Source organism: Dactylosporangium fulvum (assembly GCF_025137375.1).
Taxonomy (GTDB): Bacteria; Actinomycetota; Actinomycetes; order Mycobacteriales; family Micromonosporaceae; genus Dactylosporangium; species Dactylosporangium fulvum.
In genome coordinates, this window is the sequence record NZ_CP073720.1 from 4,407,163 (window position 1) to 4,429,228 (window position 22,066).

General features: G+C 71.1%; 19 protein-coding genes. 8 read left to right on the forward strand and 11 right to left on the reverse strand.

Annotated features, from left to right (window positions below):
• Positions 1–69: 69 nt before the first annotated feature.
• A complete protein-coding gene (locus tag Dfulv_RS20820) occupies positions 70–1,458 on the reverse strand; it encodes a rhodanese-like domain-containing protein (RefSeq protein WP_259865826.1) in 1,389 nt (462 codons plus the stop codon).
• Between the two features lie 214 nt (positions 1,459–1,672).
• Between Dfulv_RS20820 and Dfulv_RS20825 the strand changes: the two genes are divergently transcribed.
• The gene (locus Dfulv_RS20825) at positions 1,673–2,278 is read left to right on the forward strand and encodes a putative immunity protein (protein ID WP_259865828.1); all 606 of its coding nucleotides are present in this window, start codon (positions 1,673–1,675) and stop codon (positions 2,276–2,278) included.
• A gap of 21 nt (positions 2,279–2,299) precedes the next feature.
• Here Dfulv_RS20825 and Dfulv_RS20830 read toward each other — a convergent pair whose 3' ends face one another.
• Together Dfulv_RS20830 and Dfulv_RS20835 are read right to left on the reverse strand one after the other, a co-directional pair.
• Entirely contained in the window at positions 2,300–2,578 is a 279-nt protein-coding gene (locus tag Dfulv_RS20830) for a DUF1540 domain-containing protein (RefSeq protein WP_319805815.1), read from the reverse strand.
• Between the two features lie 290 nt (positions 2,579–2,868).
• On the reverse strand, positions 2,869–3,894 hold the full coding sequence (locus Dfulv_RS20835) for an Acg family FMN-binding oxidoreductase (RefSeq protein WP_259865833.1): 1,026 nt from the start codon (positions 3,892–3,894) through the stop codon (positions 2,869–2,871).
• Between the two features lie 218 nt (positions 3,895–4,112).
• Here Dfulv_RS20835 and Dfulv_RS20840 point away from each other — a divergent pair, with 218 nt between their 5' ends.
• Positions 4,113–6,443: a heavy metal translocating P-type ATPase gene (locus Dfulv_RS20840; RefSeq protein ID WP_406568023.1), complete on the forward strand. Its 2,331-nt coding sequence runs from the start codon at positions 4,113–4,115 to the stop codon at positions 6,441–6,443.
• 115 nt (positions 6,444–6,558) lie between these two features.
• On the opposite strand, the gene Dfulv_RS20845 is transcribed toward Dfulv_RS20840, so the two are convergent.
• The 4 genes from Dfulv_RS20845 to Dfulv_RS20860 form a co-directional block, all read right to left on the reverse strand.
• Entirely contained in the window at positions 6,559–7,656 is a 1,098-nt protein-coding gene (locus tag Dfulv_RS20845) for a hemolysin family protein (protein WP_259865836.1), read from the reverse strand.
• On the reverse strand, positions 7,653–8,984 hold the full coding sequence (locus tag Dfulv_RS20850; protein WP_259865838.1) for a hemolysin family protein: 1,332 nt from the start codon (positions 8,982–8,984) through the stop codon (positions 7,653–7,655). Before Dfulv_RS20850 ends, Dfulv_RS20845 begins: the two co-directional genes overlap by 4 nt.
• Positions 8,985–9,144: 160 nt before the next feature.
• Positions 9,145–9,579 carry a Sec-independent protein translocase family protein gene (locus tag Dfulv_RS20855; RefSeq protein WP_259865839.1) on the reverse strand — a complete coding sequence of 145 codons (435 nt, stop codon included), beginning with the start codon at positions 9,577–9,579 and terminating at the stop codon, positions 9,145–9,147.
• Positions 9,580–9,842: 263 nt separating this feature from the next.
• Positions 9,843–10,367, reverse strand: coding sequence for an amidohydrolase family protein (locus Dfulv_RS20860; protein WP_259865841.1), 525 nt, complete (start codon positions 10,365–10,367; stop codon positions 9,843–9,845).
• A gap of 167 nt (positions 10,368–10,534) precedes the next feature.
• On the opposite strand from Dfulv_RS20860, the gene Dfulv_RS20865 reads away from it, so the two are divergent.
• Complete coding sequence (locus Dfulv_RS20865) at positions 10,535–12,187, forward strand: metallophosphoesterase family protein (RefSeq protein WP_259865843.1); 1,653 nt, start codon at positions 10,535–10,537, stop codon at positions 12,185–12,187.
• A gap of 94 nt (positions 12,188–12,281) precedes the next feature.
• On the opposite strand, the gene Dfulv_RS20870 is transcribed toward Dfulv_RS20865, so the two are convergent.
• Positions 12,282–13,226 (reverse strand): AraC family transcriptional regulator, encoded by a 945-nt coding sequence (locus tag Dfulv_RS20870; protein WP_264675841.1) that lies wholly within the window; start codon positions 13,224–13,226, stop codon positions 12,282–12,284.
• A 119-nt stretch (positions 13,227–13,345) separates the two neighbouring features.
• Here Dfulv_RS20870 and Dfulv_RS20875 point away from each other — a divergent pair, with 119 nt between their 5' ends.
• Positions 13,346–14,158, forward strand: a complete 813-nt coding sequence (locus Dfulv_RS20875; RefSeq protein ID WP_259865845.1) for an SDR family oxidoreductase — start codon at positions 13,346–13,348, stop codon at positions 14,156–14,158.
• Positions 14,146–14,523: a DUF4345 family protein gene (locus tag Dfulv_RS20880; protein WP_259865847.1), complete on the forward strand. Its 378-nt coding sequence runs from the start codon at positions 14,146–14,148 to the stop codon at positions 14,521–14,523. The genes Dfulv_RS20875 and Dfulv_RS20880 overlap by 13 nt, the downstream gene beginning before the upstream one ends.
• A 14-nt stretch (positions 14,524–14,537) precedes the next feature.
• Here Dfulv_RS20880 and Dfulv_RS20885 read toward each other — a convergent pair whose 3' ends face one another.
• Complete coding sequence (locus Dfulv_RS20885) at positions 14,538–15,440, reverse strand: NADP-dependent oxidoreductase (RefSeq protein ID WP_259865849.1); 903 nt, start codon at positions 15,438–15,440, stop codon at positions 14,538–14,540.
• Between the two features lie 154 nt (positions 15,441–15,594).
• On the opposite strand from Dfulv_RS20885, the gene Dfulv_RS48595 reads away from it, so the two are divergent.
• Positions 15,595–16,878: a helix-turn-helix transcriptional regulator gene (locus Dfulv_RS48595; protein WP_319805816.1), complete on the forward strand. Its 1,284-nt coding sequence runs from the start codon at positions 15,595–15,597 to the stop codon at positions 16,876–16,878.
• 171 nt (positions 16,879–17,049) lie between these two features.
• Complete coding sequence (locus tag Dfulv_RS20895; RefSeq protein ID WP_259865851.1) at positions 17,050–17,979, forward strand: class I SAM-dependent methyltransferase; 930 nt, start codon at positions 17,050–17,052, stop codon at positions 17,977–17,979.
• Between the two features lie 41 nt (positions 17,980–18,020).
• Here Dfulv_RS20895 and Dfulv_RS20900 read toward each other — a convergent pair whose 3' ends face one another.
• Positions 18,021–19,313, reverse strand: coding sequence for an MFS transporter (locus tag Dfulv_RS20900; RefSeq protein ID WP_259865853.1), 1,293 nt, complete (start codon positions 19,311–19,313; stop codon positions 18,021–18,023).
• A 405-nt stretch (positions 19,314–19,718) separates the two neighbouring features.
• Here Dfulv_RS20900 and Dfulv_RS20905 point away from each other — a divergent pair, with 405 nt between their 5' ends.
• Positions 19,719–20,918: a DUF1996 domain-containing protein gene (locus tag Dfulv_RS20905; protein WP_259865854.1), complete on the forward strand. Its 1,200-nt coding sequence runs from the start codon at positions 19,719–19,721 to the stop codon at positions 20,916–20,918.
• 251 nt (positions 20,919–21,169) lie between these two features.
• On the opposite strand, the gene Dfulv_RS20910 is transcribed toward Dfulv_RS20905, so the two are convergent.
• Positions 21,170–21,958 carry a class I SAM-dependent methyltransferase gene (locus Dfulv_RS20910; protein ID WP_259865856.1) on the reverse strand — a complete coding sequence of 263 codons (789 nt, stop codon included), beginning with the start codon at positions 21,956–21,958 and terminating at the stop codon, positions 21,170–21,172.
• Positions 21,959–22,066: the final 108 nt, after the last annotated feature.

Below are 22,066 nucleotides of genomic sequence, written 5' to 3' on the forward strand. Positions count from 1 at the left end.
CCGGTGTTTCGGTTTCGATCATCTCGCGCGCACGGGGCGGCGTGGCGTCGTGTCTCGGACGTGGACGGCTCATCGGTGACCGGCGCCGGTGTCCTGTCGCGCGCCCGGTGTGACGGGCAGACCCGCCTCGGCGGCGTTGGGGAACTCGTCGTCGACGGCGACGACGCGGCGTCCGGCGGCGTCGAGGATCGACGCGGCGACGGCGGCCCGGTAGCCGGCCGCGCAGTGGACCCAGACCTCGTCGTCGGGCACCTCGCCGAGCCGGTGCGGCAGCTCGTGCAGCGGGATGTGCACGACGTTGTCGAGGTGGCCTGCAGCGTGTTCGAGATTGCGCCGTACGTCCAGGACGGTGACCGGCCGGTGGTGGCGAACCTGGGCCAGGTCGGTGAACGTGGCGCGTGGGAAGGAGTCGAGCCGGCCGTCGACGGCCCAGCCGGCGGGATCGCCGACGGCGTGCGCGGCGGGCCGGTCGATGCCGATGCGGATGAGTTCCCGCTGGGCGTCAGCGACCTGCCGCGGGGTTTCCCCGAGCAGGGTCAGCGGGGTTCCCCAGGGAATGAGCCAGCCGAGGTAGGTGGCGAAGCTGCCGTCGAGGCCGAAGTTGAGCGTGCCGGCGACGTGCCCGGCGGCGAACGCGACCCGGTTGCGCAGGTCGACGACCCATTCGCCGGCGGCGACCCGCCGGCGCACCTGCTCGGCGTCGGCTCGCTGCGGCGGGGTCAGGTCGGGCTCGTCCGGTCCGGCAGTGTTGGCCGGGGCCATGTGGGCGTAGTAGGCGGGCCATGCGTCGAGGCCGGCGAGCAGGTCCTCGACGAACTGCCGCTCCGGTGTGGTCAGCGCCGGGTTGGTGCGCTTCTCCTGACCGATCGTGGAGGTGACGGCCTCGGACTGGGTAGCGGCGCAGAAGCTGCCGAACCCGTGGGTGGGGTAGAGCGCGGTGCCGTCGGGCAGGTCGGCGGCGAGACCGTTGGCCGAGGCGTACTGCCGGTGCACCAGCGTCTCGGTGTGTTCCGTGCCGAGCAGGTCGGGCCGGCCGACCGACCCGAACAGCAGCGACCCGCCGGAGAACACCGCGACCGGGCGGCTGTGCTCCTCCAGGACGTACGACAGGTGCGTGAACGTGTGCCCGGGGGTGTGCCGGACCCGCAGCCGCATGACCGCGCCGACGGCGACGACGTCACCGTCCCGGACCGGGACCCGCTCGAACGAGACAGGGTCGTCGGCGTTGACGTGGTACGCGGCGCCGGTGCGGCGGGCCAGGGCGAACCCGCCGGTGACGTAGTCGTTGTGGATGTGGGTCTCGAAGACGTGGGTGATGGTCACACCCTCGGCGTCGGCGAGGGCGAGCACGCGGTCGATGTCGCGCTGCGGGTCGACCACGAACGCGACCCGCCCGTCATGCACGAGGTAGCTGCGGTCGCCCAGGGGCGGGGTGTCGATCGGCAGGATCTTCGGCACGGGACCGGTCCTTTCACGTGCTGGCTGGTGCATGGTCTCGGCCCCGGGGCGGCTGCCGGCCGCCTCGCAGTTCCTGATCGCCTGTGTGGACAGACCGTGCCCGCGCGCCGGGTCGACTGGCCTCAGCCGATCACCGCCTTGAAGGTTGAGCCCTTCTGTCCTGCCAGTATCGCAAAGAAGTTTCCACCGGAGGTTCAACGATACTGTCGACGGCATGATGGCGGCCGACGAGAACCTTACGATCGAGCTCAACATGGCCGAACTGCGCGAGATCGCGGGCTATGCCGTGGCCTGCGCGGAGCCCGCATTGGCAATCTTCGAACGTGAACGCCCTGACGATCGGCGCCCACGGGCCGCGATCGACGCTGCGCAGGCGTTCGCGGACGGGGCCAAGCGGACCAAGGTGATCCGTGACAACGCGTGGGCGGCACACCGGGCGGCGCAAGAGACCCGCGACGCGGGACAGGCCGCGGCGAGCGACGCGGCGCGCGCTGCCCTCGGCGCGGCCAGTGCGGCGTTCCTCCACCCGTTGGCGAAAGCGACTCAGGTCGTACACATCCTCGGATCGGCCGCCCACGCGGCTCGAGCATTCGAGCTCGATGCCGGCGACGACCGTGACGTCGGCGCCGACTACATCGAGAAGGCACGAGGTCTAGCCGGCCCCACCGTGGTGAGCGTCCTGACGCGTTATCCGAACGCCCCGAGTGGTCGCGGCCGGGTGGGAGAGCTGATGCGGAGACTGGACGCGTCGTTGCGACAGCCGGCGACCGACCGCCGGCGGGCAGAACAACGTCGACCCGGTGGTTCGCGCCCCTGTTGACTTACATCTCGCGTGGCGATGTCAGGCCGACTGGTAGGTCAGGCAGTCCGCCGAACTTCCCTGGAAACCAACCGTGATGCCCGGCGCCCGGCACTCGAGGTCGACGTTGTGCACGCACCCGGACATCTTGCAGGCGCCGACGTGTCCGACAGCTGATCGATCGCCGCCTTTGACCGACGCGCCGAGGTAGGTGTCGCAGTGCGCGTGCCGTGCATCGCCGATGGTGATTGCCAGCGCGTGGCAGGTCTGGCCCAGGTTGTAGGCGCAGTCTTCGGCCGTACACGTGTTGACGGGGGGCATCTCCATGCCGGTGCCTCCGATTCACAATGGGTTGCTGTGGTTCACGCTAGGTCGCCCCACTTGGTTTGAAGTTCGTTCAGGCCTCTTCTCGACCGGGTTCACCCAGGAAGGATGAGCCGGAGCCGCGGTCCCGGCACGGTGTGGTCGAGGATCGCCCGCACCGGATGAGCGCCACCCGGTTCGCCGAGCTGTTCACTTTGCCGGAAAGGGGCAGGCCTGGTTCGGGTATGCGCCGACAATCGGGTACACCAACCGCCGAGCGGTGGCCGACGTCGTCGAGTCGTGAGGCCTCATGACGGGTCGGCGACGACCTCGATCATCTCGACGGCGGGCCGGCGGCGCGTTCTCGGTGGTTCCCCTGGCGCGGGTACGCCGATCCGGACGCCGATCGCCGGATGGCCGACGTCACCGAGCATGTGCCGCACCAGCCTGCGGGCGGGCACATGCTCCACGAGATCGCTCATCGTGGACGTGGCGAGCCCGTCGGCCGTTGCGGTGAGCAGGACCGCCGACAGCGCCTCGCCGGCCGTGAGCCATTCGTACGGCCCGTCGGCGTCGGTGACCACGACGGCGTAGCGGGCGTGGCGGTCGTCGAGGTCGATGCCGCTGTAGATGCTCGGGCCGTAACCCGTGCCGGTGAAGTCACGTAACGGCACCGGCCGAGCCCCCGCCGGGGCGATGGTGTCGAGGGGGAGACCGTCGCCGCTGCTGTCGTCCAGGCGGGCCCAATCGGACAGTTCGGCGCGGTAGTCCGGGTCGGCGAGCTGTGCCGCAGCCGCGTGTCCGGCGGCGACGGCGAGGCTGGTGAGGTCCTGGGGCCGGGTGATGTGCAGCCGTGCTCCGGCCTCCTCCGCGGCCTGCCGGAGCCGGTCCAGCAGCTCCTCCGGCACCGGGACACCCGCGAACGGTCGCCGGTCGGTGCATCGGGACGCGATCGCCTGGCACATCCGTTGCGCGTGGCCGGTCGGCTGTGTGATCCCGCGATGCCGGAGTACGGCCAGCAGATCCGGGTCGTCGTCCCATGGGAGTCGTGCCACCTCGACGCTCACCCCGTCGGCCTCGAGCGCGATGCGGGCGTGGTGCAAGGCGGCTCCGCAGCTGATGGTGAGCAACCGTCCGTCCGGGTCGATGGTGGCGAGTTGCCGGCGCCGATCGGCACGTAACGACGCCGTGTCGTGGTCGATGTGCCAGTGCCACGGCTGGGTGTTGAGGATCGAGGGTGCGTGCAGGGCGGCGAGGGCCGCGCGGGCGAGGCTCCGGCTGGTCGGCCCGACACGGAACGGCGGCTCCGAGATGATGCGTCCGGTGGATGCCATGGTCGGCCCCCTCAGTGCATGGCGCGGTCAGGGTCCCCTGCCCACTGCGCGGTGAGGTACTCCGTCAGGTCCCGGATCAGGACCCGCGGTGGAACCGTGTGGCGGCGACGGTGCCGCCGCCCGTCCCGGGATGCCCGGGCAGGGACTTTCGGCACTGGGCGCTGTCGCGCGGACAGGAGATCGTGGACTGGAGGGAGGCGAGACCCGTGCCGGACAGCATCACAGCCGATCCGCGTGGTCGGCCCGAGCGGCTCCCGCGGCTGTGGGCCGCCCGGGAGGTCATCCTGTTCGCTGTCGTGATCCTGCTGCTCCTCGCCGGGACAGCGGCCGCTCTCGCGGGCGCGACGGAGTGGGCGTCGGCGATGTGGGCCGGGGCGACGTTGCTCGGGCTGGCGTACTCGACGATCACCATCGCGGTGGCACTTCGCCGCCACCAGCCGTCGGTGGACGTCATCGCGTGGCTGGCGCTGGCCGGTGCGCTGCTGGTCGGTGAGCCGCTCGCGGGAGCGGTGATCGCGGTGATGCTGTTCACGGGCGGCGTCCTGGAGGCGCGTGCGTCGGCTCGGGCCCGCCGGGAGCTCACCCGCTTGGCCGCCGGCGCACCACGGACCGCGCGCCGCGAAGGGCCGGACGGCGTGGACGAGATCCCCGCGGACCGGGTAGTGGTCGGTGACCGGCTGCTGGTCGGTGCCGGTGAGCTCGTGCCGGTCGACGGGAGACTGCTCGACGGCGGCGTGTTCGACGAGTCGGCACTGTCGGGTGAGCCGTTGCCGGTCGAGCGTCGCGCCGGCGACGACATCCGCAGCGGTGTCGTCAACGCCGGCTCGGCGACGCGGATGCTGGCCACCGAGACCGCCGCCGCGTCGACCTACGCGGGCGTCGTACGCCTCGTCGAGCAGGCGCAGGCGAGCAGCGCGCCGTTCGTCCGCATCGCCGACCGGTTCGCCCTCGCTTTTGTCCCGCTCACCCTGCTGGCGGCCGGGCTGGCCTGGGCGATCTCGGGCCAGGCCGTACGCGCGGTGGCCGTGCTCGTCGTGGCGACCCCATGCCCGCTGCTGCTGGCAGCCCCGATCGCGATCATGTCGGGGCTTTCCCGGGCGGCCCGGCACGGCGTGATCCTCAAGGGCGGCGCCGCCCTCGAGCGGCTGGCCGCCGGGCGGGTCCTGCTGTTCGACAAGACCGGCACCCTGACCCGCGGGCGGCCCGTGCTGACCGGGGTGATCACGGCCGGCGACGTGCCGGCCGACGAGGTGCTGCGGCTGTCCGCCTCGCTCGACCAGTCGTCGGCGCACGTGCTCGCGGCGCCCCTCGTCACCGCCGCCCGCGACCGCCGGTTGGCGCTCTCGCCGGCGTCGGGCGTGCGGGAGCGGCACGGCTTCGGCATCGAAGGCACAGTGGACGGCCGCCCGGTACGCCTCGGCAAAGCCGCCTGGATCGTCGACGGATCGGCCCCGGACTGGGTGCGCCGGGCGCGCCGCCGCGCCGCGCTGGACGGCTCGCTGACGGTGTTCGCGGCGGTGGACCGCCGGCCCGCCGGCGTATTGTTGCTCGCTGATCCGCTCCGGCCCGACGCGCCGCGGATGATGCGGACCCTGCGGGACGCGGGCATCAAACGCACGGTTCTGGTGACCGGTGATCGGGCCGACATCGCCGAGACCGTGGGACGCATCGTGGGGGTCGACGCGGTGTACGCCGACCGCGACCCCGCCGACAAGCTCGCCATCGTCCAGGCCGAACAGGCGACCGCACCGACGATCATGGTCGGCGACGGGGTCAACGACGCCCCCGCGCTCGCGGCCGCCGGTGTCGGCGTGGCCCTGGCCGCGCGTGGTGTCACCGCTTCGGCCGAGGCCGCCGACGTCGTGCTCACGGCCGATCGTGTCGACGGCCTCGCCGACGCGATCCTCATCGCCCGGCGCAGCCACCGCATCGCCCGCCGCGCGGCACTGCTGGGCATGGCCTTGTCGCTGGCGGCGATGGTCCCGGCCGCGGCGGGGCTGCTGACGCCGGTGGCCGGGGCGGTCCTGCAGGAGGTGATCGATGTCGCCGCCATCGGCCTCGCCCTGACAGTCCTGTTGCCGGGGCGCACGCACACCGTCACGCTGCCGGCCGCCGACCTCGCCGCGGCCCAGCAGTTGTACGCGCAGCACGCCGCCATCCGGCCACTCGTCGAACAGATCCGCGCCGTCGCCGACGACCTCTCGGTCACCGCACCCGATCTCAGTTCCCTGCGGAGGCTGCTGGACCGGCTCGAAGGCGACCTGCTCCCGCACGAGCGGGCCGAGGAGGCCCAACTGCTGCCGATCGTCGCCCGCGCCCTCGGCGGTCCCGACCCGACCGGGGCGCTCAGCCGGACCCACGCCGAGATCGAGCACCAGGTCCGCCGGCTGCGACGCGCGGCGCAGGACGTCGGCGACAGGCCGGAGCCCGAGGAGGTCACCGACCTGCGCGCCGGACTCTACGGCTTGTACGCCATCATGCGCCTGCACAACGCCCAGGAGGAGGAGAACGCGTTCAGCCTCATGCCTCCGGCGACCGTCGAGACCTGACTCGCAGCCGGATCGGTCGTGCCGCACGTTCGTAGTTGGGCACGGTCGCGGCAATGCACTTCGTCATCGCCTGGCTGACCTGTGTCTTGGCGGCCCCCGAAGATCGGACGCTCCCTCAGCGGTTGCCTTTCTGGTTACGGGATTCGGTGGTGGTGCGGGCAGGCGCGTTGCGGTAGGCGGCGACGATCGGGTCGGTTTCGTCGTCGAATTGGCCGATGACCTGTTCGAGGAGGTCTTCGAGGGCGACCAGGCCGATCGGGGTGTCGTGTTCGGTGATGATGGCGACCTGGGCGCGGTGTTCACGCATCGCGCGGATGGCCGACAGGGCGCTGTGCTGCGCGGGCAGGGTGTACGGGGCGGTCATCAGGTAGCCGGCTGTGGCATCGACGTGGTTGGTGGTGGCCTTGAGCGCGTCGCGGGCGTGCACGATGCCGACGATGCGGCCGTCGTCGGTGACGGGAAGCCGGGAGCGGCCGTACCGCAGGCACAGCTGTTCGACGTCGCGGGCGGTGGCGTCGGCGTGGACGGTGACGACCTGCTCGACGGGGATCATGACCGTCGCGACGGTGGTGCGCTGCAGGCCGAGCATCGCGGTGAGCAGCTGTTCGTCGGGGGCGGGCAGGGTGCCGTGCTCTCGCGAGGTCTGCAGCAGGATCCGCAGTTCCTCGGGGCCGTGGGCCTGCGCCAGCTCGTCCTGCGGAACGATCTTGAACAGTCGCAGGGTGGCATTGGCCATGGCGTTGAGCGCGGCGAGGGCGGGCCGGGCGAGGCGGGCGAACGCCCGGAACGGCAGGGCGAGCAGCACCGCCGAACGCTCGGGGTGCGTGATGGCCCACGACTTGGGGGCCATCTCACCGATCACCATGTGCAGGAACACCACCACCGCCAAGGCGAGGACAAAGGCGGCGACGTAGCTGGCCTGGGACGGCAGGCCGGTGGCGTGCAACAGGGGTTCGAGCAGGTCGGCCAGGGCGGGTTTGGCCAGGGCGCCCAGCCCGAGTGAACACAGGGTGATGCCGAGCTGGGAGCCGGCGAGCATGAGTGACAGTTCCCGGTTGCCGGCGAGGGCCGCCCGTGCGGCGGGCGAGCCGCCGACGGCGAGGGCCTCGAGCCGGTGGCGTTTGGCGGCGACCAGCGCGAACTCCGCGGCGACGAAAAACGCGTTGAGGGCCAGCAGCGCCAGTGAGGCGACCAGGGCCGTGGTGGTGCTCACGGCTGCTGCCGCACGGCGAGGTGGACGGTGGCGGCGACGTGCCGCTGGACGGACACGGCGGTCAGCCGGATCGGCTGCGCGGCCACGTCGGGTCCGGGTTCGGCCGACAGGTCGACGTGGTCGCCTTCGACCAGGACCCGGCCCAGGCGGTACAGCATGAGGCCGGAAACCGTGTCGTAGAGCGGATTCGTGGGCAGTTGTACGCCGGTGGCGTCGGCGATCTGGTCCAGCCGCCACCGGCCGGGAACGAGCCAGGTCCCGTCGGGTTGGCGTTCGGCGCCGGGTTCGGGTGGGTCGTCTTCGTCACGGATCTGGCCGACGAGCTCCTCGGCGATGTCTTCGAGGCTGATGACGCCGGCGAACCCGCCATACTCGTCGGCGACGATGGCCAGTTGCCGTCGCTCGGTCCGTAGCCGCTCGAGGACCTGGGGAACCCTCGCCGAGGCGGGCACTACGACCGGGGGCGCGGCCAGTTTCCGCACCGGGGTGTGATCGCGCTGGTCGGGTTCGAGGGTCAGCACGTCGGTGACCGAGACGATGCCGGTGACGTCGTCGACGCCGGTGCCGATGACCGGGAAGCGGGAATGGCCGGTGGACAGGAGTTGCACGAGCCGGCTGGCGGGTTCGTCGGCGTGGACGGTGACCACGTCGACGCGGGGGACCATCACCGTGCCCGCGCTGAGGTTGCGGAAGTCCAGGCCTGAGTCGAGCAGCCGTGCGGTGTCGACGTCGAGGTCACCGCGGTCACGGGCGTCGGCGACGATGCGTTCGAGGTCTTCTCGAGTGGCACCCTGGGGCAGTTCCTCGATCGGTTCGATGCCGGCGCGGCGTAGCAGCCGCGTCGCCGCGGCGTCGAAGACTCTGATCAGCGGCCCGGCGACGGCCAGGTACATCAGTGTCGAGCCCGACAGCCACCTGGCCAACGTCTCCGGCTTGGTGATGGCGAGGTTCTTCGGCGCGAGCTCACCGAGGACCATCTGCACCACGGTGGCGACCAGCAGCGCCGCCACCACGGACACCGACAGGCTCGCCGCACGCGGGACGCCGGCCGATCCGAGCAGCGCGGCCAGCCCTTCACCCAGGTACGGCTCGGCGACATAACCGGCGAGCAGGGCCGTGACGGTGATGCCCAGCTGCGCGCCGGACAGCATGAACGACAGCCGCTCGGTCACCTTCAGCGCCCGCACCGCCGCGGGGTCGCCGCCGTCCGCCGCCTGCCGCAGCGCGCCGCGGTCCACCGCCACGTATGCGAACTCCTGCGCGACGAAATACGCCGTCGCCGCGGTCAACGCGATGATCAGAACCAGCCCGACCAGGATGAGCGTCACCGGTGTTCACTGGCTCCGGTTCGTCCGCCGCGTCCGTGCGACCAGGGCCAGCGTTGTGTATGTCGGTCGGGATCACCCATGAACTGGACACTAGCACGCGTAGCTGTACGGTTCCTGGCGCTATGAACCTGGTGCGGTCGTCCTGCGGGTCCCGGTGATTTCAGGTGGCGTCGTCCCATGAGGTGCGCCCGGTCGGCTGAGTCGGCGACGGTGTCGCCCGCCGTGCCGGGGACCGGCTGGACAAGGTGCCGCGGTCGGCGGCCCCGACGGCTGCCTTGGCGCTCCGCTCGACCGCTCCGGCCACGCCCTGGACATCGTCGTAGAGGTCCTGCAGCGGTCTGCGGAGGGCCGCCTCGCCGGCCGCCGTGAGCAGATGCTGACGCAGCAGGGTCTTCGGGTGCAGGTCTTCCGGCCGGACGTCGATGCCGAACTCGCGGTGGAGATCGTCCGTCATGTTGTAGGCCATCTGGCGCACCTTGTGCACCATGCGCAGGCCGTCGCTGATCGCCTTCGGCAACCGATTCGGACCGAAGATCAACAGGCCGGCCACGATGAGCGCGATCAGATGCCAGCTGTCGAGGTTCTCCAAGCCCATCGTGCGGCTCCCTTGCACTCGGGCCAAGCCTACTCACCCACGACCCGCGCCGGGCAGGGCCGCGGTACCGATCCGCTCGAGCGGTGGAATGCGCCAGCCTTTGACGGGCCGGTCAGGCCGAGTGCAGGTTCATCCACCGCGAGAACATGCCGCGGACGGTACCAGCCGCGCGACCATCAGGGGATCCACGAGCAACGACCGCAGACCGGGCGGCGACGGCAGCGTTTGTGGACACCGCGCCAGTCGGCCGGTCAAGCGGTTTGCTAGCCGGCGCACCAGGTGCCGGTGACCTGGATCCCGGCGATGCGTCCGGGGTCGCTGCGCACCGGGTCCCGGTCGAGCTCGACCAGGTCCGCGGCGGCGCCGGTGCGCAGCACGCCCGCCTGGCCGGCTACACCCAGCGCCGCGGCGGCTTCCCTGGTGTACGCCGAAAGGGCCTGTTCGACGGTGAGGCCCTCCTCGTGGTGGACGACCGCGCCGCCGGCGACGCGGCGGGTGACCGCGGCCTGGATGCCGACCAGCGGCGGCAGCGTGCCGGCCGGGTAATCGCTGCTGGCGGCCACCGACACGCCCGCGTCGAGCAGCGTGCGCAGCGGGATGAGCTTGAGCGGCGCGGGCAGCGGGAGCACGGTCAGCTCCGCGCCGAGGTCGTAGAGGAAGGACGGCTGCGCGACCACGCGTGCGCCCGAGTCGGCGAGTCGGCGCGCGATGGCGGGATCGCAGACCATGGCGTGCTCGATCCGGACCGGGCTGCCGAGCCCGTCGGCGCGGGTTGCGCAAGTCCGCACCCGATACGCCGTGAGCTCGGCCCCTTGACGCGCCGGCGGTGCCGGAACGATGAGTCCGGCCGGTGACCGCGCACCGTCTCCTCATTCGGCCGGAGTGCGATGTTCACCCGCATGTTGATCGATTTCGTCAGGGTGTGCCTACCTGTTGCCTCAGTCAGGGAGACGTGATGGCCCGACCCGTACTCAGAACCCGGCATCTGCTGGTCGTGGGCGCCGCGGCGCTCGCGCTGCTGCCCGCCGCCGCGGTGCCCGCCGCGCAGGCCGGCGAGCCCGGCCACGGCCAGGCAGGGCATCAGACGCTCTGGCGTGGCGACTTCGACGGCGCCAGCGGTGCCTGGACGGTACAGACCGACGGCGCGCCGGCCGGCTGGCGCGGCTGGACGTTCGCCGCGCGGAACGACTGGTTCGCGGCGGCCGCGCCGGCCGGTGTCGGCTGTGACCCGGAGAAGAACCAGCCGCTCGACCCCCGCTGCTTCCTCGACGGGCGTAACCAGTTCTCCCGTTCGCGTGGCGTGCTCGCGGTGGCGGACAACGGTGTGGCGGCGGCCAAGGGCGCCACCGTTGACGGGAGCCACCCGGTCAACAGCACGCTCGTCAGCCCCGGTGTGCCGGTGGGCGGCAAGCGCGCGATCGAGTTGGTGTTCTCCTCGCACTACCGCCAGGCGCACAAGGCGGTCGGCCGCGTGACCGTGGCGTTCGACGGCGGGGCGGAGAAGGAGATCCTGCGCTACTCCGCGGCCCGGATCAGCGCGAACGGGGGCGGCGACGTCATCTCCGGTCAGGAGGTGATCCGGGTCGATGCGCCGCAGCGTGCCCGTACCGCGGTGTTCCGCTTCACGTACAGCAACAACCGCCCGCAGATGTACTGGGCGGTCGACGACGTGGTGGCCCGCACCCCGCTGCCGGCACTGTCCCGTGGTGCCAAGGCGACGACGTTCCAGGTGCTCAGCGACATTCAGGTGGAGGGCCTGCCGTACACCGACGGCGCGCTGGACCTGCTGCGGCGCGAGGCGCCGGGCGCGAAGGCGCTGCTGCTCGCCGGCGACATCATCAGCGGGCCGCGCGAGCAGACCCAGGAGCAGCAGGTCCAGGAGTACGCCGACGTGAGCGCCGCGTTCGCCCGGCACCGGCTGCCCACGGTGCTGCCCGCGATCGGCAACCACGACAGGCGCAGCCGGGTGTTGACCCCTCAGCAGCAGCAGGACAACTTCCTGGCGTTCGCCAACCGGTGGGGCGCGGGCATCGACAAGCCGTACTACGAGAAGGTCGTCGGCGGGGTACCGGTGATCGTGCTCGGTGAGGAGAGCGGCGTTGCGGAGCAGGAGAAGCAGTCCATCAGCGACGCGCAGGTGGCGTTCCTGACGCGGCGGCTCGCGGACTGGGCGCGCCAGGGCAAGCAGGTGCTGGTGATGAAGCACTACCCGTTCGAGTGGACGGTCTCCGGCACGTACGGCAACTTCTACGGCAACGGCCCGCGTGACTTCGAGCTCGAGGCGATCGTCGGCAAGTACCCGAACGTGATCTTCCTGAGCGGGCACACGCACTGGTCGCCGTACCGGCGGGACTGGGCGGCACGGGTCGTCACCCAGGGCGGGCACCCGGACGGCTACACCGCGGTCAACACCGGCGCGCTGGCGATGGAGTTCGCGCCCAGCCCGGAGGACCCGTGGGACGAGGACTCGGCCACCGACCGGCCCGAGTCGCCGTCGGTGCTCACCGTCGCCGTGTACCCGGACCGCACGATCGTGCGCGCCTTCGACGTGCTCACCGGCAAGCAGATCAACGAAGTGGAAGTGGCCAGGCCGGCAGCGAGCCGCTGACCGCCGCCCCGGCCCCGCCCGCACACCCCGGTGCCGTATCGGAACCGGGGAGGGCGGGGCCGGCCCACACGGTCCTCCGTTTCCCTGAGCGGGGTCAGCGGAGGCGGCCGGGGGAGATGCCGAATTCGCGTTTGAAGGCTCGGCTGAAGGCGGCTTCGGATTGGTAGCCGAAGCGGCGGGCGGTGGTGGAGAGGGGTTCGGTGGTGCGGGGGAGGTGGGCCCGCGCCAGCTGTAGGCGCCATTCGGTGAGGTAGCGCATCGCGGACTCGCCGACCAGGGTTGTGAAGCGGGCGGCGAAGGCCGAGCGGGACATGCCCGCCTCGCGGGCGAGGGACTGCACGCTCCAGTCGCGTTCCGGTGCGCGGTGGATCGAGCGTAGGGCCCGGCCGACCTGGTCGTCGCGCAGAGCGGCCAGCCAGCCCACGCGGGCGTCGGGCGCCGAATCCAGCCAGGCGCGGATGGCCTGGATGACCAGGATGTCGGCCAGGCGGGTGATCACGGTCTCGCCGCCCGGGCGCAGTTCGGCCGCCTCGCGGGCGATGAAGCGCAGGGTGCTGCCGAGCCAGCCGGCGTCGTCGGCGTTCCAGGAATCGAGGTGCAGTACCGCGGGAAGCTGCCCGGCCAGTCGGCGCGCGGCGACGTGATCGACCTCCATCACGCCGTACATGACATTGGTGCGCGCACCGCCCCCGCCGTGGCGCAGGATTTCGTAGCGCCCGCTGACCTTCTCCACCGGCAGGTCGAACAGCGGGTCGGCCCGAGCGTCCGGGTCGCTGCGCAGGCGGTGGGGCGTGCCGTGCGGGATGAGGCTCATGCTGCCCGGCCGCAGCAGCAGCGGCTCCTCGCCGTCGACCTCCAGCCAGGCCTCGCCGGCTGTCACCACCTGGAGCGTCATCACGCCGTCGAGGTGCGGGACGGCGACGCCCCACGGCGCGGTGCACTCGGCCCGGCAGTACAGCGTGCCGGTCATGTGCAGCAAATGCAGGGCCTCGCCGAGGGGGTCTCCGGCGGGAGGCAGCGGCAGGCTCGGCGTCGACACCCCAACCATGCTGCCGCATCGCTGGACGATTGGCAATGAACTGCGGATCAGCTGTGATTGATCGTCCAGTCGGCAGGGCGCAAGCTGGACGCATCGACGAACCCAAGGAGGAAGTCCCGATGTCCCTGCTCGTCATCGGCGCCACCGGCAAGACCGGCCGCCGCGTCGTCCAGCGGCTCGCCGAGGCCGGTCACGACGTCCGCGGCGTCTCCCGCCGCAGCGACCCGCCGTTCGACTGGGAGCGCCGCGAGACCTGGGTGCCCGCACTGACCGGCGTCTCCGCCGCCTACGTGACGTTTGTGCCCGACCTCGCCATGCCGGGCGCCGACGCCACGATCGAGGCGCTGCTGGAGACCGCGGCCGCGGCCGGCGTCCGGCGGATCGTGCTGCTGTCGGGCCGCGGCGAGGCCGGCGCCGTGCGCTGCGAGGAGGTCGTCCGTCGCGGCGACCTGGAGTACTCCATCATCCGTGCGGGCTGGTTCGCGCAGAACTTCAGCGAGGGCCACCTGCTCGAGCCGGTGCTGAGCGGGATCGTCGCGCTGCCGGCCGGCGACGTCGCGGAGCCGTTCATCGACGTCGATGACGTCGCGGACGTCGCCGTCGCCGCGCTGACCGAGGACAAGCACGCCGGTTGCCTGTACGAGGTGACCGGCCCGCGGCTGCTCACCTTCGCCGACGCGGCGGCCGAGATCGCCGAGGCGTCCGGCCGCGACGTCGCCTATCTGCCGGTCACGCCGGCCCAGTTCCACGCCGCGCTGCTGCCGCAGCTCGGCCAGGACGCGGCCGACCTGCTCACCAACCTGTGCGAGGAGGTCTTCGACGGCCGCAACGCCTCGCTCGCCGACGGGGTCGAGCAGGCCCTCGGCCGCCCGCCGCGCGACTTCGCCGACTTCTGCGCCGCCGCGGCCGGGTCCGGGGTATGGAACCGGTGAAGGCCGTGCTGTTCGTCGCCGGCCTGGTGGCGATGGCCGTCGGCGGCTTCGGCCTGCTCGCACCGGCGGCGTTCCGGGCCGGCTACGGCCTGGGCGCCGGCGAGATCAGCGAGCTGAGCGAGACCCGCGCGGCGGGCGGCGGCCTGCTGGCGGTCGGGGCGGTGCTGCTCCTGGGTGCGTTCGTCCACTGGCTGGCGGCCCCGGCGGCCCTGGTCGGCGCCGCGCTCTACGCCGGCTACGGCCTGTCCCGCCTGCTGAGCCTGGCCGCCGACGGCCGCCCCGACGGGGGCCTGCTCGTCGCCGCCGCTGTCGAGCTGATCCTCGCCGCGGCCTGCGCCGTCACCCTGCGCGCCGGCCGCCGGTAGCCCGGACTTTGTGGTCAGCCAACCGCGAGCGTGAGCTTTCCGCCGGGATGTCCGCCCTCGCTTTCGGCCTGCGCGGCGGCTGCCTCGGCAAGCGGGTAGCTCTTGCGGTGTGCGATGCGGACTCCGTGTTCGGTGACCCAGCGGGCGATCTCCTCGAGCGTTTCGCGGGTCAGGTCACCGCCGGTGGAGAAGGGGATTCCCAGCTCGAAGGCGGCGTTGTCGGCGATGGTGATGATTCGTTCCCTGGTTGCGAGCAGCTCGATCGACCCCGGCAGCATGCCGTGGCCGGAGGCGTCGTACACGGCGTCCGCGGGCTCGGGTGCGACGTCGCGGACCCGCTGCACCCAGCCGTCGCCGTATGACACGGGCACGACGCCCAGCGACTTCAGGTCGTCGTGGTGACGCGTGCCTGCGGTGCCGATCACCGTCAGTCCCTTGGCCAGCGCGACCTGGGCGGCGAACCGGCCGGTCGTTCCGCCGGCGCCGTGGATCAGCAGCGTCTCGCCTTCGCGGACCGCGAGCCGGTCGAGGTCGCGGACGGCTGCCGCCCCGGCGATCGGCAGGGCCGCGGCGTCCGCCCAGGAAAGCGCGGCGGGTTTGAGGGCGACGGTGTCGGCCAGGGCGTATTCGGCGTATGCGCCAGTGGTTGACCAGCCGAAGACCTCGTCGCCCACCGACAGGTCCACACCTGCGCCGACGGCGTCGACGACGCCGGCCAGTTCGAGGCCGGGGATGTGCGGGAAGGTGAGCTGGGAGTACCGCTGGAGTGAGCCGTTGCGCAGCTTCCAGTCGTGCGGATTGACCCCGGCGATCCGCACGGCCACGCGCACCTGGCCGGGGCCGGGCTCCGGGGCCGGAACCTCGGACAGTCTCAGGACGTCGGGCGCGCCGTATTCACTGAACGTGATCGCTCGCATGGGGTTGCTCCCGGGGTCGGGGACGTCTGGTGGTCAGGCGTCCTGGCAGGGACGAGTCAACGCACCGGAGAGGCGTGACGGCCTGCTCGAAGGAGCAGTGTTCGCTAGCCGAAGGAGCAGGTCATCGGCTCGCCCCCGGCCTAACCTGGGAGCCATGGATGACTGCTGGTCGGATCCGCGCTATGTGCTCGACGTCGTCGAGCGCTTGCTTTCCGTGCCGCGGGCCGATCTGTACGGTCTGTTCTCCGCCGAGCTGGGCAAGCTGATCCCGCACCGCGCGACCGCGATACAGACCGGTGACTGCGCCCGCAGCCCGCTGGCCGTCGCCGGTGACCAGGCGATCGCCGAGAGGGTGACGAGCGCCGAGGTGCTGCGGCTGGCCGATCGCAGCGAGCCGGGCACGGCAGTGCTGATCGACGGCGTCCTGGGCGGCGCCGAACGGCGTCTCGTCCTGCTCGCCTCGGCCGCGACAGTCGGAAACGGCTCGCTGCTGATCGTGGTACCGGAGGAGACCGAGCCGCCGACGGCCGCACTCGAGCTGGCGGCCCGGTTGTGGCGGGTCCTCAGCGCCGACCAGGGCCGGCGCGCGACCGATCAGGAGCCGGACGTTCTGGCCGGCAACCTTGCCGCGGCCGCCGCGCGCGCCGAGACCCTCGCCGATCTCGGCCAGACCTACGCGACGACGCTGACGACCTTGCTGGCGGTGCTCCGATCCGGCCGGGTCACCGACGACGTCGCCCGCAGGACCGGGATCGACATCGCCGCCGAGGCACTGATCAACCTGCGGGCCGTCGCCGACCGTGATCAGGCGTTGTCCTCGGAACCGGCAGCCGCTTCCTTCGCGATGCTGGAGAACCAGATCGCCGCCCTCGCACGGCACGCCGAGGCCGGCATCGAGCTCGTCGGCCCGGACAGCGACACTGCCATTCCGCAGGACATCGCCCATACCGCTCGCACCGTGACACGCGGCCTGGTGCTCGCCGCCGTCGACCGGCCGAAGACCACCCGGATACGGGCGTCCTGGCGACTGGACGGACCAGTGCTGTACATCACCGTCCGCGACGACTGCCCGGACCCGGCCGGCGCGGTCCTGGCTCACAGCCTGGCGCAGCGGCTCACGGCGCTCGGCGGACACTGGGAGATCGATGCCGCACCGGGATGGGGCACCACGACGACCGCGACCCTGCCCCTGGAGGTGGACGCCCCCGAGGCGATACGTCCCCTCGACCGGCTCAACCCGCGGGAACTCGAAGTGTTGTCAGGAATCGCCCGGGGCCTGCGCAACCGCACGATCGCCGAGCGACTGCAGCTCAGCGAGCACACGGTCAAGTTCCATGTGCGCAACATCCTCGACAAGCTGGAGGTGAGCTCCCGCGGCGAGGCCGCCGCGCTGGCGTCCTCCGGCGGCACCCGATCGCGGCAACTGCGGACAGGGTAGGTGTTCGGCCTCGCCCCGGGGCGCCTCCCTGTCATCCGGGCCGTAGGGTCCGCTCACCAATGTGGCACTGCTCAGGCCCCGTCTCGATGCGGGTGCCCGAACGTCACCCGGTGCGGTTCGGGAAACCACGCCTGACTCCGCTCGGGTGACGGGGGACAGGCACGCGGGTGAGTGCGACTCGGCCCGGACACGGCAAACGAAACCGCCCGCCGGGACGTCGGCGGCGGCCCCGATTCCGCTGCGGCGGGCGGTCCGGCCTCCGTACGGTGCAGGAAACCGCCGTCGCATCAAGGGGGAGACTTGCGCGCAGCTAAACGTATCCGCTCAGCCGTGGCGGCGTTCCGTCAGCCGAGTTGTTATCCGGCCGGCCACTACCACTCGCCGGTCTCGAGCGGGGCGGACATCCGACGAGCGCTGGCCCGCCTTGACAGTCAGCCGCACGGTGTCGATCTCGGCGAGGCCGAGCAACTCGCACTCGCCGATACCCTCGACATCCGGCCCGAGTGGCGCCGCTACGTGCCGGACAACAACATGTTCGGGCAGCCCGACGCCGCGCTCTACCAGGCGCTCCTCCGCAAGCACACGCCTGCTCGGATCATCGAGACCGGCTCCGGCTACTCGACCGTCGTCGCGCTCGACACACTGCCCGAGGTCGATCTCACCTGCATCGAACCCAACCCACAGCGGCTGCGCTCGCTGATCCGCCCCGGAGACCGGGTCACCATCATGGAATCCGGCGCCCAGCACGTGCCGGTCGAAACCTATCTTGCCCTCGAGGCAGGGGACGTGCTGTTCATCGACTCCACGCATGTCGCCAAGGCCGGCTCCGACGTCGTGTATCTCGTGCTGGACGTGCTGCCCCGCCTGGCGTCCGGGGTGATCGTACATGTGCACGACTGCTTCTGGCCGTTCGAGTATCCCGACGTGTGGCTCGAGGAACGGCGCGACTGGACCGAGCTGTACCTGATGCACGCCTTCCTGATCGGCAACGCCGACTGGCAGGTGCTGCTGTTCGGCAACTGGTTGTGGCGGCAACGGCCCGACCTGCGCAAGATGGTGCCCGGCCCGGATCCGTCGGGGTTGTGGCTGGTCAAGCGGTGACGGGCAGAGTCGACCTGCTCGACCACTGACGAGCCGCAGTGTCACAGTGGCCGACTTCCTTCATCGTGACCCTGCGTCGGCTGTGCGGAACCATCGCTCCAGTCTGTCGCCGAAGCCGTGCGGACGGTTTTGCTCAGTGTCGCCACGAGGGCGAGAAGCGTGAGCCATCCGGCCAGAAGGACGGTCAGTGCCGGTGCTCCGAGCAGCGCGATCAAGGCGCCGCTGGCCATGGTCCCGATCGCTGCGCCTCCGGTGGTGAGAGTGTCGATCGCGCTGGTGACTCGGCCGCGCAGGGCGTCGGGGGTGACGGCGAGCCGGTAGGAGTCCAGGGCGATGCTGTAGACCGGCGAGACCACCGACTCCACGAACGCCACGACCAGCAGCAGCCACCACGTCGGCGCCACCGCATAGAACGGAAAGGCCATCGCTTCGACCCACAACATCGTGACGGACAGTGCCCCGAGCGGAAACCGGCGGGTGAGCGAGGGTGCCAGCAGGCTGCCGAGCAGGGCGCCGGCGCCCGCGGCGGTGAACACCATGCCGACCTGGGTGGGGTTCGCATGCAGACCCCTGGCCAGCATGACGATGAGCAAATAGCCGGCGCCGTAACGCAGGCTGTCTGCCGCATCGAGCAGCGCCAGCGTACGGATCACCGGGTTGTGCCACAGCCAGGCCAGCCCGCGACCGATGTCGATCACGAGTGCGCGCGGTGAAGTCGGCGTCGTGGCCCGTACCTGCTGGAAGTCGGTGCGGATGCTGCGCAGGAACGCGGCCGACGCCAGGAATGAGACGGCGTTGAACGCGAACGGGAGCATCCGGCTCACGGCGAAGGCGACGCCCGCCACGGAGCCGCCGACGATGCGAAGCGCGTTGGACATCGCCCCGGCCGCTCCCAGCGCGCTGGGCAGATCGCTGGTGGTGACGATGTTCGGCAACGCCGAGCTGTTCGCCGCCCCGAACACGGTGCTGAGCACGCCGTTCAGCACCGCGACGGCATACAACTGGGGCATACCCAGCACTCCGAGCGCCGCAGCGACAGGAATGGTGGCGGTCAGCACTCCACGCCCGATCTCGCACCAGATCATCGTGGCCTTGCGATCCCACCGGTCGACCAGAGCACCCGCCACCGGTCCGAAGACAAGGTAGACCACGGTTTGCGAACCGAGCAGGACACCCGCCTGCGTCGAGGACCCGGTCAGAGCGATGACAAGCAGAGGCAAGGCAAGGAACTGCAGCGAGTCGCCCAACTGTGAAACCAGCCGTCCCCCGATCAGCAGTCGGAAGTCGTGCTGACGCCACAGGGGCCGAGGCGGCGTCGACGTGAGGTTGTCCATGGTGAGCTCCGGTCGATGAATGCGCCTGTTCGGCGCGCCGTCACGGGCTGGACAGACACGCAGGCACCGCGATGCACGGCATCGCAGGGAAGGCGACGGTCATCAGAGACCGATGATCACCAGAAGCCGCCGAAAATGGGCAGACTCCACCCGCGCGTCGAAGCCTGACAGCTAAACGTCACGGGGCGAGAACATGAGCCCAGACCGTACGGGGTGACGCGACCGCTGGCAACACGAATTCGTAGCGCAGCCGCTCAACGCCGTCCGCACGAGCTACCCGTCGGTAGTGCTCCGTGCTTTAAGGACGGCTTAGAAAGCTATCGGGTGCGGCCGGAGTGCGCCTACCATACCGGCGGCCGTGGTTGTCCGATCAGCTCGTCTTGTCTTGCTCGCTGGGGAGTGTCCGTGTCGTACACCGCGTTCCGCGAACCCGACGCGGGCCCGACGCCGCGTCCCGGCCTCCTGGGGCGGCTCGCCCGGGGCAAGCGGGGTATGGCGGCCGGCGTGGCTGTCGTCGTGATCGTCGTCGCGGCCGCAGTTGTATACCTGGCCGACGCTGCCGCCGAGCCCGAACCGTCGGACGCGGGTAACGCCCTCGAATACGCCCCGCCGCCGGCCGGACAGACGGAGTCGTTCGGCGCGTTGCCGTCCGGCTCCGCCGCTGCTGGGCCGTCGGCCTCAGCGACGCCTTCGGCCGCTGCCCCGCCGAAGGTTCCCGCCGGCGGCTGGATCCTGGTTGACCAGGCGGCCTGGAAGGCGCAGGTCGACGCGTACAAGGCAGTGGCGATCGACCCTGTCCCGGCCGGTGTGGGCAATCTGCCGGAGTTCCGGGCAGACTGCCAGTACAGCCACTCGCTGCCGGACGACCCGATTGTCGCTCCCGGCCTCCCGGGCGCTTCGCACATGCACTCCTTTGTCGGCAACAAAGCCGTCGCCGCGCACACCGTGGCCGAGGATCTGACGAAGTTCACGGCCACCACCTGCAAACCGGCTCAGGACCGCTCCGCCTACTGGGTGCCGACGCTCTACGACAACGCGACCGGCAAGCCGGTCGAGACCACGGGCTTCCGGGTCTACTACCGCTCGCTCATGAACAGTTCTACCGGCCAGATGCCGATGCCCAACGGTCTGCGCATGATCGTCGGCGATGCCAAGAAGAAGCAGCCGACACCGCGCGGCGCGACCGGCCAGTTCTACTGCGCCTTCTACGGCCCCGGCGACCTCGACGGCGTTGCCCGCAGCACCAACGGCAACTGGCCCATCTGCGGCGGAAACGCCACGCTGCATTTCATGATGCAGTTCCCGGACTGCTGGGACGGCAAGCACCTGGACAGCCCCAACCACAAGGACCACGTGGCCTTCGGTGCCGGCAACGCCTGCCCGCCCAGCCACCCGGTGAAGATCCCAGCGATCACCTTCGACATCCAGTACGGGGCAAAGGGCACCCCGGAGGGCTACTACCTCTCCTCCGACAAGGAGGGCAAGAGCGCCTCGTCGATGCACGGTGACGCGTTTGTGATGTGGGACGTCGACACCATGAACAAGCGCACCAAGAACTGCGTCCTCCAGCGCAGGACCTGTGACAACTACGGATACCAGAAGTAACACAGCCAGGTTCGGCGCCCCGGATCACGCCCAGGGCGACCAGTTCCTCGGACCCGTCGGCGCGGACCCCCGACGAAGCTACGGCGTCAGCACGATTTTTCCCCGCGCGTGGCGGGACTCGCTCAACTCGTGGGCGGCGGTGCCTTCCTCCACGCCGCTTCGGTCTTCGCCCTGCGGAGGTTCCGAGGCCGGCGAGTCGGCCACGTCAGCCCGGCCCACGATGCGGGTTGCATCCGCGCCGTGACGAGGCACTAGCTGAGCCTGCGCGCCAGCCACAGCCCTGTGGTCAGCTTCTGCTCGACGACGCCGCCGCGTGCGTCGACGAGGTCGGCCAGGGCTCGGTGCAGGCGGGACCGCTGCTGCTCGGGCAGCATCCGGTGCGGGGAGAACGTGGACAGCAGGGTCAGGTAGCGGGCGGTGTCGTACGACACGACCGTCTCGACCTGCTGCTCCTCGACGTCGGTGAACCACGATGAGCCGCGCAGTTCCTCGGGGTCGAACGCGCCCGGGTGGAGGGTGTGCACCGGCCGTCCCGGCCGGTCGGCGATCTCCGGCGCATGCTGCAGGTACACCGCGTGCATCGCTGCGCGCAGTCCCGCGTCGGCGAAGCCGAAGTCGTGCCCGAAGACCGCGAGCACCCCGCCTGGAACCAGCGCTTCGGCGGCCAGGCGGGTGCGCCGGGTGTGGTCGACCCAGTGCCAGGCCTGCGCGCTGGCCAGCAGGTCGACGCCGCCGGGCGGCGGATTCCAGTCCTCGAACCGGCTGACCACCACCGACACCCGGTCGTCGCCGTCGAAGCGGCGGGTCAGCAGCGCGGCCATCTCCGGGTCGGGTTCGACGCAGGTCAGCGGTACGCCGAGGCTGCGCAGCAGCACCGTGCCCTTGCCTGTCCCCGCGCCCGACTCCACCACGGTCCTCGGCATCCGGCCCGCGTATGTGGTGATCAGATCCAGGATCTCGGCCCTGTAGCCCGGCCGAACGTCGTCGTAGGCGTCGGCGACCTCGCCGAACACCCGCCGCTGCTCCCGTGGCATCGTCATGGGTGAACCCTACCGAGGGCCACGCGCCAAAGCCGTTCACCGGCACGTCGACACAGCTCGTACTGCCAGGCCGGGCTTGGCGTGGTAGAGCCTCTGGCCAACCGCTCA